Source organism: Anaerocolumna sedimenticola, assembly GCF_009931695.1.
GTDB lineage: Bacteria > Bacillota > Clostridia > Lachnospirales > Lachnospiraceae > Anaerocolumna > Anaerocolumna sedimenticola.
Window position 1 is genome coordinate 407,492 of sequence record NZ_CP048000.1, and the last position, 11,758, is coordinate 419,249.

The window sequence follows — 11,758 nt, forward strand, 5'->3', positions numbered from 1 at the left end:
ACTGGTACCATATGATACCTTAATTTATTAGTTGCTGCTGTCTAATACTGTCTGTGCAGCTTCCATAAACTGTTTAGCCGCATCTGCAGGAGATACTTCATCAAATTGTACTCCGGCTGCTGCATCACTGAAAGCTGTATTAATTTCAGTAGCTCCGACCGGTGCATAAGTTCCTTCTCCGGCAACCGGAATCGTTGCATTAACATAATCAATTTCTTTTGTCATAGTTTCATCAAGTAAAGTTTTGATGTATTCTGCCATATCACTGTTAGCAGGAACACCTTGTTCCATCTTAAATAATTCCATGGATTCTTGTGTATTAACAAAGAAGTTAATTAATTTAGCTGCTGCTTCTTTTTTAGCATCATCGGAAGCACTGGAGATTGCAAAGTGTGCACCCTCTAAGTATTCCCCTCTTGCTCCGTCATTGCCGACAGGATTCCTTGCAAGAGTTAATTTAAAATCAGGCATCTGCTGCTGATATAAATGTAACTGGTTTGCAGGTGTACAGGTAAATGCTACAGCGCCTTTTGTAAAGAATTTCTGCTCAACCGGTGCGGTTGCATCTTCTGTTGAAGAAGAGGCATCCGGAATTAATCCCTCATCTCTTAAAGTTTTCCAGTAAGTAAACCATTGCTCAACTGTTTCCTGTGTAAAGTTAAGTTTACCATCCGCTGTATATAAGTCACCGCCGGCTTGTCTTGCCATATAACGGAACATGGTAAATTGTGTTGACATATCAGAGGAAAGGTAAGCCTCTTCACCGGCATCTTTAGCCTTTGATACAAGCTGTTCACCTAAAGCTTTGAATTCATCCCAGGTTTGATCCGTATCATACTTCGGAACTTCAATTCCATACTTTTCTAATAACGTAGCGTTAACTAACTGATTAGTAAAGGTAACACCCTGTGGAATCATGTAAAGCTTATCTCCAAATTTACCACTGTTAACAACAGCTTCTGACATTTTGCTTGTATCAATAATTCCATTATCAACATAGGATTGAATTTCAGCTAAGGCACCTCTTCCGGCATAGTCAGATACATATTGAACATGCATACCAAATACGTCCGGTGCATTGTTGCCTGCAGCCTGAGTTGCCAGCTTATCAAAATAATCATTCCAGGAACTTGGTTCACGTACTACTTTGATACCAGGATTTGCTTCTTCAAATCTGTCACAAATAGCATTGTAAACATCATTTCTTGCCGTATCACCCCACCAGGCGAAACGAATTTCTATGGTATCACCAGATGCAGTCTGCTCAGCTCCGGTACTGTTCTCAGCGGTATTTTCTACTGTTGCTGCAGTATTTTGTTCATTGGTAGATGCTGTATCCGTATTCGATTTAGAACCGCATCCACTGAAAGTAAAGATTGTTAATACTAATACTAATATTAAACTTATAATTTTTCTACTCATAACAATTTTTCTCCTCCTAATTTTTAATTGACAGCTTGTAAACGATTACCAGGTACCTAAAAAATAATTCTCTTTTTATTAGTCATTAATTACTGTATTATCCAATTCCCAGCCAAGTTGTTCATATTTTTTTCTTCTGGCATTCTTATCATTAAATAGTTCGCGGTGAGCATATTTCGCAACATCTTTTGCTATGGCTCTTGGCACTACGATAACACCGTCACCGTCAGCCACAATTACATCACCAGGATGTACTGTTACACCCCCTATGGCTACCGGTACATCTTTTGCATCAAATCTAGCCCTGACCTGGTCCATTTTCTGTGATACAAAATAGCTCCATACAGGAATTTCCTGCATAATTACTTCGTCCGTATCTCTGATTCCGCCGCCGTTGGTTACGAAACCTTTTGCACCCTTCATTTTGGCTCCTAGTCCGTTTTCAGAACCCATTAAACCAACATCGATGCCAGACATATCAAGTGCAATAAAATCTCCTTCTTCAATTTCCTCAAACCAAGGGTAAGTACAAACATTGCCATAATACCAATTAGACCACTGGGTATATTCATCGCCGATAACCTTTGGGTCCGGTCCTTCATAAGGTAAGTATCTTGCAGTTCTTGCAATACCTACTGCTTTTGTCCTGTATAACGGTCTGATCTTATAATCCATGGAACCGTAATGATGATATCCCATCCAGTCCATACCGTCACGAACATCAGCTACTCGTAATGGCTCAAAAAGTTTTAATAATTCTTCGTTTTCTTTATTCATTCTCCGTGCCTCCTAAGAAAGTTATTTTAGATTCTCTGCTAGCCGCATTGATTCTGCGCTATATTAGTAATTATAGATAAATTATAGTTTTATTCTACTCATTTTTTAACCAAAATACATTATATTTTGTCGGGTAATCGTTTTCTTCGGCTAGTATGAATAAAAATTTCAATATTTATTAATTTTTCACTACTTTTTATACACAAATCCTGGATTTGAGGATAAAATACACATATAAAATTGTTTTTGATAAACTGTTTTCTTTATAAGAAATATATGTTATACTTTATTTGTCTGAATTACAAAGATAACTCCCTGCTATTTTAACTATTTTGTAAAATTTTTAATATTTTTTTTAAAAAATAGTGTTAATAACATGTTTTTTCAATGATAAAACCATAGAAAAATAGTTCTTTTAATAATAAAACGTTTACCTGGCTTTATCATAACCTTAATTAAATCAATTAATGCCATATATGTCAACCTATGTTTGACATAATGAAGATTTTACCTGAATAAAAAACTTAATACGTTGTGAAGAGTTTTAACCACAGACGTACCTATCTATAAATTCTATTTTTTTAAGCGTTATTACTAAATAATTTATTTTCGAAATAGGAGGGGCATTCAATGCCAGGACAAAAAATAACCATCAAAGATGTGGCAGAACGAAGTGGAGTATCGGTAGCTACAGTATCCCGCGTCCTTAATGACAATTACTTTGTAACATCTGATATTAAACAGAAAGTTCTTAAAGCCGTGGATGAACTTGGATATATCCCCAATTCTATAGCAAGAAGCCTGAAGATGAACACAAGCGGTATCATCGGCTATATTACTTCCGATATTTCTAACGGATACCACATCATGATTGCAAAAGCAATAGAAGATATAATAAAACCTAATAATTATAATCTTATAGTCTGCAGTACGGGTAATGATAAAGATGTAGAAGAACGGTATTTGAAATTATTATTAGGGAAAAGTATAGATGCATTAGTTCTTAATACATGCGGTAAAAACGATTCCTTTATTCTACATATTAATAAAACTCTTCCAATGGTACTAGTTAACCGTCGTTTGAACACCCCCGGTTTTCACGGAGATTTTGCAGATTGTAATAATGACCTAGGTATGTATTTATTAACAAAGGAGTTAACTGATAAGGGCCATAGAAAAATTTTATTAATGGAAGGGCCTCCTAACTTAAGTAATACCAAGGAACGTTTTAACGGATTTCAAAAAGCAATGGAGGAAATAGGCATAGATGTTACAAAAAACTATCCCTTCCGTTATGAGGGTGACTATTCCTTAAAATCCGGATATGAGGGAATTAAATTTATGCAAAACCTGCCCCTTGAACCTACTGCTGTCTTAGCCACAAATAATGCTATGACTTTAGGTGCATTAAAAGCCTTAAAGGAATTCCAAATACCTGTCCCTGACCAGATTTCCATTGCCGGATTCAACGGAATTGATAATCTGGAATTAATGACGACACGTCCTACCGTAGCAGATTATGATCCTTATAAAATCGGATTGGCTGCAGGTAAAGCTATCCTGGAGAGAATTGAAGATAATACGATTGATAACCGGGAATATATTTTCAGCCCTACCATGATACATGGCAACGCAATTATACGAATATCCTGATTTTAAGGTTACCCACTTGAATTGTAGCTGAATTTTTGGTATACTAAATAAGTAAACGATTACTCTTAATAATGGATGATGTCTGACAGCGGCATATCTTATTTATTATAAAAGGAGTAATTATTATGAAAACTTTCACTACTACTAATTATGGCAGAACCGTGATTATGCATCTGGGAAAAGGTGAATGTATCCTGGAAAGTGTTCAAAAAGAAATAAACCGCTTAGGTATAAAAAACGGAGTACTCTTATCTGCTATCGGTTCTTTAAGAAAAGCTTCTTTGCATGTTATCACAAATACGGAAGAATTGTCCGTTAACGAATATATTACCATTGAAAAGCCTATTGAATTAGGCTCAGCACAAGGTATTATCATTAACGGTGAACCCCATTTTCATCTTACGATTTCAGAACCCGATAAAATGTATGCAGGTCATATGGAACCGGGTTGTGAGGTTCAATATCTTGCAGAATTAGCAATTCTTGAACTGAAAGATTTTAACTTAACCAGAAAACTTGATGAGTTTGGAATATCCTACATTGATACCATCTAAACCATTGAAGTTAACCCACATCTTACTTAAGGTTCCACCCATATGAAAAGGAGCTGCGGTAAATTCTCAGAACTGTGTTATGTGAAAGAATTTAGCTGCGGCTCCTTTTTATTTGTATGGTTTTATACTCCAATATTTTTCATAATTTGCATCATGTAATTAGATATCCACCAAGCAAAAAGCCTGTCTCAAAACATATACCTATTATCTGATACTCAAATAATAATCCGGAATAAGTTTTAAGACAGGCTTTTTGCCTGAAATCTATTTAAAATGGGGGAGGTTGGTGTGCTGTTTGACTAAAGATGAATGTAACAGCGCACTAGCCTTTTACACTGCCTGCTGTAATACCCTCTACCAAATAGTTTTGGAATATTACAAACATCATAAATAACGGAACCAGCGACAGTATGGACATTGCAAATAAACCGCCCCAGGAACTGTTACCCATAGTGTCAATAAATTGTCTTAGTGCTAATGATACCGTGTATTTCTTAACATCACTAATGTAAATCATCTGACCGAAGAAATCATTCCAGGTCCATAAAAATGTAAAGATAGAAGTTGTAATAATCGCAGGTATGGACAAAGGAACTACAATTCTTGCAAATAACTTAAAGGTACCGCAGCCATCTACAATCGCTGCTTCATCAATTTCTCTTGGCAAGGCTCTGATAAACTGAGTCATCAAAAAGATGAAGAAACCGTCGGTGGCTAAGTATTTCGGAACGATTAAGGGCAAATATGTATTAACCCAGCCGAAAGAGTTATACATAATATATTGAGGAATTAATTTAACATGCATAGGAAGCATTAATGTGACTAACATGATGGAAAACCAGAAACCTTTCAGAGGGAATTTTAATTTTCCAAATGCATAAGCAGCTAAGATACAGGAACATACATTACCGATAACTGCACAAATTACCAGGAAGAAAGAATTTAAAAAGAACTTGGCATAAGTTACTCCGGAGATTCCTTTCCAACCCTCTATATAATTATCGATAATCCATTGCTGCGGTAATAAGGATAAACCTTTAAAAATTTCAGTATTTGGCTTAAAGGAACTAAACAGCATCCAAATCAGCGGGTATAACATACCTACACCAAATACAATTAGAAATATATGATATGATATTTCTCTAATGTGACTTTTCTTCATAATATGCTATTCCTTTCTTATTCATCATAGAAAACCCATTTTTTCGCACTTAGGAATAATAATCCTGTAAATGCTCCAATAATAACAAGTAATACCCAGGCCATGGCTGCGGCATATCCCATGTTAAACTGACCAAATGCTTTCATATACAAGTACAGAGAATAAAACAAGGTAGAATTAAGTGGTGCACCTGTTCCTCCGCTTATAACATACGCTGAAGTAAAGCTTTGGAATGCGTTGATAAACGCCATTACAATATTGAAAAATACCATTGGTGTTAAGATTGGTAATGTAACACCAAAAAATTGTCTGATCTTACCTGCTCCGTCAATTCTGGCAGCTTCATAATAATCTTCCGGAATCTGTTTTAGGGCCGCTAAAAATATAACCATGGAAGCACCGAATTGCCAGATTGCTAATACAATTAAAGTATTCAGCGCAGTCCTGGGGGTTGCTATCCAGTTAATTCCATCTATGCCGAAAATACCTATTAACTTATTAAATAAGCCTTCTTTGTTGAAAAGTTCTTTCCATAAAATTGAAACAGCAACACTGCCGCCAAATAAAGACGGTAAATAAAAAATAGCCCTGTATACTCTTATCCCCTTACGATTTCTTTTTAAGAGCAAGGCAATAAACAAGGCAAACGCCAATTGCAGCGGTACACTGATAAATACGAATTTTACCGTTACCTCTAAACTCTTAATCAGCTTTGGATCAGAAAAAAGATTTAAGTAATTACTAATCCCAATAAATTTCGGCTTTGTAAGCATATCATATCTACAAAGCGAAAAATAAAATGACATCACCATGGGAAAGGCTGTCAAACCAAATAACCCAATCAGCCATGGTGCTAAATATAAATACCCCACAAAAGATTTACCACCCAAACCACGTTTCTTTTTCACTTTCAAAATTATCCTCCTTCCAAGTCCAATAATGTAATCGTTTACTTATACACTCAAGCTATAGAAAGTACTTCTTTAAAATTATTTCCCTTTTAAGAAGTAATGTAATTATTTCTATATGCGCTACATGCTTACAATAGTAATTATATACAATTTTACAATTATATCATCTCACTTTTTATCCAATATATCATGATTTTTGTCATGTAAACGTTTTCTGTACTCAGAGGGACTTACATCACATAGACTTTTAAATACACGATTAAAGGATTGTATACTTGTAAATCCGGTCATATAGGCTATTTCCGTGACAGAAGTATCCGTTGTTCTCAAAATTTCTTCCGCCCTTAATATTCTGGCATTATTTAAATACTCCAGGAAATTCATATTCGTCTTTTTCTTTATATACTTTGAACAATAACTTTCACTAAATCCCAAATGTGTTGCTATTTCAGTCAGCGTTATTTTTTCATTCAGATGTTCATTCAGATAGCTTAACATTCTCTCCATGATTTCCGAGTCATTGTTTGATTTAGAAATCACCCGGTTTTTTACCAGATCAGGATATTCTGATAAATTAACCGTTATATCTATTATCTTGGAAACTAATATACTCTCCTGTATTATACTATTTTTACGGCCGATAATCCCTTGTAAGACATGAAAAATGTCCTGCATAACCTGATCTTTTTTGATTAATAAAACGTCTTTATAGAATTTCACAAAATATTCTTTTGTTTCTTTGGAAAAACCAGAAGTAAAATCCAAGGGCAATTTAACAATGCAGACTTTACTCTTACCTTCCGGTTCAATATAATAGTGAACGGTACCCCTGCTGATAATGAAAGTTTCCCCTTCCTTTATTTCATACAGGATATCGTCAATATTAATAAAAAGAGAACCAGAAATAACAAATACAAATTCAAGTTCATTATGCCAATGCTTCTTGGATATATATTCATCTCTAACGATTATACTCCAGTTCCTTCCTTCTTTATCTTCACCCACAGCATTCTCTCCTTCAATTCATAATATAATTGGTTATTCTTCCCCCAAATATATCGCCATTCTATTAATTAAATTCAACCTATCAGATACAATAATTTTACTATTTTACATAAATTAATGCAAGAAGCATAACAGGCAATACAATATTTTTGTAAAATAATGACTTTTTATATGAAGTGTTAAAACATATTTTTCTTCTTCCTAAAAGAATTAAAACAAAAAGTTTATTTTTTATTTGGACTTTTATTTATTAAATAATCATAAAATTAAAAAATCCATAATAAGATATATAAAGTATTCTTATGGAGGCTAATGTGTGAATTTCCTTACCACACATGTTGAACTGAAATTGGTACCGTTCACGGAAAGTTAATATATGTTTTATACTTTGAAAAAAGTGAACATCTACCAGGAAAGGCATGGTGCAAAATATGTCAAAAACAAAAATTGTTGTTATTCACTTAAAAGAAATTATATATACGGCACTATTTGCAGGCCTGGGTATACTGCTGATTATCCTTTTAGTAATTATGTTTTTGAACAAAAAAGAAGATACTACAGCAACTATGTCAGGAACCCAATATACACCCGGAGTATATAATTCAACATTGGTTCTGAATGACGCCGCGTTGAATTTGGAAGTAGTTTTGGATAAAGACCATATTAATTCTGTTCGTATCGTTAACATCGACGACTCCATTACTACAATGTTTCCATTAGTTGAACCATCATTAAATGATATTTCAGAACAATTAGTAGACGGAGTTGATATAAACTCAATCGAAGTTTCTGAGGACAGTAAATACACTCAGACTTTATTACTGGATGCGATTAAAGCTGCTCTGGCAAAAGCTTCACCTGATTTAAAGGATAAGTAACTACATTGATTTATACCGGCCAGTATCTAAGATCATATCATATTCGTAATACTTACATAAAACAATAGCCTCCCTAACATAGTTTATTTCAAGATATGGGGAGGCTAATTTTCTATGTATTATACAACTTATCAGAGACAGATTTCAAGCCTTTGATAAAATACAGTGCTTTTCCGCAATTCATCTGTTATAGGAATTTTTATTTTTTTAAATTAAATATGGTGATTTTTCACTTAAAAAGATTATTCCGATTATCCCGGGGCCGGTATGCGCTCCAATTGCACAACCTACATAACTCTCTAAAAAAGTTCTGCAGCCGTATTTTTCAATCAGCATATTTTTTACCATATTCATTGTTTCTATATCGTCACCATGAACAAGTCCTATGGTCTGACTCGTAAGATCCACACCCCGTTCTCCTACAATATCAACTAACCTTTTAAGGGAGCGTATACGCCCTCTTACCTTTTCTATAGCAACTAATGCTCCGTTATTATCTACTTCTATAATAGGCTTAATATCAAGAAGTCCGCCCGCTATAGCTGAAGTTCTGCTCAACCTTCCGCCTTTATAGAGGTAATCCAGCGTTTCAACCGTAAAAATATGCTCCATATTATCGCAATAAAAACGGATTGCTTCAATAATTACCTTTTTAGGAACCCCCGTTGCACCATCTGTAATGCTTTTTCCACTACAATTCCAAATCCAAGGGAAGCACATTTGGAGTCTATAATAGTAAGATCAAAATCAGGGTATTCTTCCAAAAGTTCTGTTTTAGCCAAATTAGCAGCATTAAAAGTTCCTGCTATACCGGTAGAAAAACAGATATAAATTACCTCATCCTTATTTATGGCATAAGGTTCAAAATTTTTATGGAACATAAAAGAATTGATATGGTAAGTCTTTACCTCAGTCCCTGCCCGCAGAATATCATAAAATTCTTCCGGCATAATGGTTTCCCCGTCAAAGTAATCTTTTTCATTAATTACAACCGGCGTGGGTATAACATGAAGTTTATATTTCTCCACTAACCATTTCGGTACATCAGAAGCAGAATCTGTAATAATTCTTAAAGCCATTTTTATCCCCCTGTATTTTTCTTATTTAGTTAGTAAAATAATTTACTTTATATTGTTAAGGTCCTCAAGCCACAAAGCAGCACTGGCATCACTTGGCATTCGAAGATCTCCTCTGGGAGATACTGCAACGGATCCGACCTTAGGTCCATCCGGCAGACAGGATCTCTTAAACTGCTGTGAAAAGAAACGACGGTAAAATACTTTCAGCCATTTTAAAATTACTTCCTTATCATAAATCCCATCAAATGCTATAACGGCTAAGCGGTATATTTTGGATGGTGTGAAACCGAATCTTAAGATATAATACATGTAAAAATCATGTAATTCATAAGGCCCTACAATATCTTCCGTCTTTTGTGATATTAAGCCTTCTACCGGTGGTAATAGTTCCGGGCTGACAGGAGTATCCAAAATATCAAACAGAACGTCTTTTAAACTCTCCTCTTCTGCTGTTTCTGCAAAATAAGAAACTAAATAACGCACTAATGTCTTTGGCACGGAAGAATTCACACCATACATGGACATATGGTCTCCGTTATAGGTAGCCCAGCCAAGTGCAAGCTCTGACATATCTCCTGTTCCAATTACAAAACCGTTATATTTATTGGCTAAATCCATTATTATCTGTGTTCTTTCCCTGGCCTGGGAATTCTCATAAGTAATATCGTGCTTATCCTTGTCCTGACCAATGTCTTTAAAATGAAGTAATACTGCTTCCTGTATTGGTATCTCCATTAAGGTAGTTCCAAGATGCTCTGCTAAGGAAAGAGCATTTTGATAAGTGCGGTCTGTTGTTCCAAAACAAGGCATGGTTACCGTAATAATTCCTTTTCTGTCTAACTGCAGCAGATCAAAGGCCTTACAGGTAACTAACAGTGCAAGTGTAGAATCCAAGCCGCCGGATATAGCGATTACAGCATTTTTAGCGCAGGTATGCTCTAATCTTTTCTTTAAACCGTAAGCCTGTATATGAATAATTTCCTCACATCTTCTGTCCCGGTCTTCTTTTACACCAGGTACAAAAGGTGCTCTATCAATAAATCGTGTTAATTTTGTTTCCGGTAAAGGATCACTTAACCGGTACCTAAATTCTATAATTTCATATTCCTGAAAGGATGTGTGCGTAAAAGTAGTCATTCTTCTTCTTTCATTCATTAACTTCTGTACATCCAGCTCAGAAAAAATAAATTCATTCTCAAACCGTTTCGATTGTTTTAATATATTTCCATTCTCCGCAATCAGGTTATGCCCGGCAAATACTAAATCCGTTGTAGATTCCCCTTCTCCGGCATCAGCATATATATAACCGCAGACTAATCTGGCGGATTGCATTTTAATCAAATCAAACCGGTATCTATCTTTACCGGTCGTTTCATCACTGGCGGAAAGATTCAAAATAACCGTTGCTCCTGCCATGGCATGTCTGACACTTGGAGGTTCCGGAACCCATAAATCCTCGCAAATTTCAATACCAATGGTTAAGGATGGTAAATTAGCACAGCGAAACAGTAAATTAGTACCCATAGGTACCTTTTTTCCATTAACCAAAATAACTTCGGTTTTCTCATGGCCTGGATTAAAATATCTTGCTTCATAAAATTCAGAATAATTCGGCAGATTTTTCTTTGGAACCAGTCCCAATAACTGCCCATTCTGTATCATTGCAGCCGTATTATATAATTTTCCTTCCGTACATACAGGTACTCCAAGAGTAACCAAAACATCCTTTCCAAGAGTAAATTCTACTATCCTGCCAAGTTGTTCCAATGCACTATTTAATAAAGTATCCTGTAAAAACAACTCACCGCAAGTATATCCGGTAAGGCATAATTCAGGAAATACCAGCACTTTCACTTGATTATTTTCTGCTTTCTCAATGATCTCAATTATTCTGTCTGCATTGTATTTGCACCCCGCAACCTGTATCTTAGGCGTTGCGGCTGCAACTTTAACAAATCCGTGATTCATGTAAACTCCCATCTGCGCTTTTTACAACACTTTATTAAGGATATTAATAATACTTGTAGGTCATTCACCTCATGTAAAAAAAGGCAGCTAAAGCTGCCCTTCATCTTTTGTTCATGTACCCGAAACGCCGTTTCCTGTATTTTGACTCCTAGCCCAAGCTAGGTGGGTTTCCGCACATAAGCCTCTGTCTTCCACTGCAAATGGTGGCCTGACATAATCTTACGGATGTAGGAATCCCTTATTATATCATGTAGGTTCAAAATAACAGGAGTGTCGTACATCCCAGGAACTTCTTGTGACTTTATTATACATTACCATAACGAATTTTTCAAGTTTTTTGTGACATAAT

The 11,758-nt window shown here is 35.4% G+C and carries 9 protein-coding genes, 1 other RNA gene and 1 pseudogene; 3 read left to right on the forward strand and 8 right to left on the reverse strand.

The genetic code is table 11. The features are described from left to right. Positions 1-27: 27 nt before the first annotated feature. Both Ana3638_RS01660 and Ana3638_RS01665 read right to left on the reverse strand, forming a co-directional pair. Positions 28-1,422 carry an ABC transporter substrate-binding protein gene (locus Ana3638_RS01660; RefSeq protein ID WP_161836443.1) on the reverse strand — a complete coding sequence of 465 codons (1,395 nt, stop codon included), beginning with the start codon at positions 1,420-1,422 and terminating at the stop codon, positions 28-30. A 78-nt stretch (positions 1,423-1,500) separates the two neighbouring features. Further along, positions 1,501-2,199 carry an RraA family protein gene (locus tag Ana3638_RS01665; protein ID WP_161836445.1) on the reverse strand — a complete coding sequence of 233 codons (699 nt, stop codon included), beginning with the start codon at positions 2,197-2,199 and terminating at the stop codon, positions 1,501-1,503. A 630-nt stretch (positions 2,200-2,829) separates the two neighbouring features. On the opposite strand from Ana3638_RS01665, the gene Ana3638_RS01670 reads away from it, so the two are divergent. Next, positions 2,830-3,852 (forward strand): LacI family DNA-binding transcriptional regulator, encoded by a 1,023-nt coding sequence (locus Ana3638_RS01670; protein ID WP_161836447.1) that lies wholly within the window; start codon positions 2,830-2,832, stop codon positions 3,850-3,852. A gap of 125 nt (positions 3,853-3,977) precedes the next feature. Then, positions 3,978-4,406, forward strand: coding sequence for a PPC domain-containing DNA-binding protein (locus Ana3638_RS01675; protein ID WP_161836449.1), 429 nt, complete (start codon positions 3,978-3,980; stop codon positions 4,404-4,406). 322 nt (positions 4,407-4,728) lie between these two features. Here the strand turns inward: Ana3638_RS01675 and Ana3638_RS01680 are convergent, their stop codons facing one another. The 3 genes from Ana3638_RS01680 to Ana3638_RS01690 form a co-directional block, all read right to left on the reverse strand. After that, complete coding sequence (locus tag Ana3638_RS01680; RefSeq protein ID WP_161836451.1) at positions 4,729-5,568, reverse strand: carbohydrate ABC transporter permease; 840 nt, start codon at positions 5,566-5,568, stop codon at positions 4,729-4,731. A 17-nt stretch (positions 5,569-5,585) separates the two neighbouring features. Continuing rightward, positions 5,586-6,476, reverse strand: coding sequence for a carbohydrate ABC transporter permease (locus Ana3638_RS01685; RefSeq protein ID WP_246241056.1), 891 nt, complete (start codon positions 6,474-6,476; stop codon positions 5,586-5,588). A 171-nt stretch (positions 6,477-6,647) separates the two neighbouring features. After that, positions 6,648-7,484, reverse strand: coding sequence for a helix-turn-helix domain-containing protein (locus Ana3638_RS01690; RefSeq protein WP_161836453.1), 837 nt, complete (start codon positions 7,482-7,484; stop codon positions 6,648-6,650). A 431-nt stretch (positions 7,485-7,915) separates the two neighbouring features. On the opposite strand from Ana3638_RS01690, the gene Ana3638_RS01695 reads away from it, so the two are divergent. After that, positions 7,916-8,362 carry a hypothetical protein gene (locus Ana3638_RS01695; RefSeq protein ID WP_161836455.1) on the forward strand — a complete coding sequence of 149 codons (447 nt, stop codon included), beginning with the start codon at positions 7,916-7,918 and terminating at the stop codon, positions 8,360-8,362. 207 nt (positions 8,363-8,569) lie between these two features. Here Ana3638_RS01695 and Ana3638_RS26990 read toward each other — a convergent pair. From Ana3638_RS26990 to ssrS, 3 genes and pseudogenes are all read right to left on the reverse strand, one after another. Continuing rightward, positions 8,570-9,441: pseudogene (locus tag Ana3638_RS26990) on the reverse strand (DegV family protein). Between the two features lie 42 nt (positions 9,442-9,483). Beyond that, positions 9,484-11,409, reverse strand: a complete 1,926-nt coding sequence (locus tag Ana3638_RS01705) for an NAD(+) synthase (protein ID WP_161836457.1) — start codon at positions 11,407-11,409, stop codon at positions 9,484-9,486. A gap of 112 nt (positions 11,410-11,521) precedes the next feature. Beyond that, a non-coding RNA gene (gene ssrS / locus Ana3638_RS01710) (6S RNA) lies at positions 11,522-11,701 on the reverse strand. Between the last annotated feature and the right edge of the window lie 57 nt (positions 11,702-11,758).

What these genes read in the sequence shown, in the direction of transcription:
- Ana3638_RS01660 (WP_161836443.1), bottom strand. Translation starts at nt 1,422, where the DNA reads ATGAGTAGAAAAATTATAAGTTTAATATTAGTATTAGTATTAACAATC.
- Ana3638_RS01665 (WP_161836445.1), bottom strand. Translation starts at nt 2,199, where the DNA reads ATGAATAAAGAAAACGAAGAATTATTAAAACTTTTTGAGCCATTACGA.
- Ana3638_RS01670 (WP_161836447.1), top strand. Translation starts at nt 2,830, where the DNA reads ATGCCAGGACAAAAAATAACCATCAAAGATGTGGCAGAACGAAGTGGA.
- Ana3638_RS01675 (WP_161836449.1), top strand. Translation starts at nt 3,978, where the DNA reads ATGAAAACTTTCACTACTACTAATTATGGCAGAACCGTGATTATGCAT.
- Ana3638_RS01680 (WP_161836451.1), bottom strand. Translation starts at nt 5,568, where the DNA reads ATGAAGAAAAGTCACATTAGAGAAATATCATATCATATATTTCTAATT.
- Ana3638_RS01695 (WP_161836455.1), top strand. Translation starts at nt 7,916, where the DNA reads ATGTCAAAAACAAAAATTGTTGTTATTCACTTAAAAGAAATTATATAT.
- Ana3638_RS01705 (WP_161836457.1), bottom strand. Translation starts at nt 11,409, where the DNA reads ATGAATCACGGATTTGTTAAAGTTGCAGCCGCAACGCCTAAGATACAG.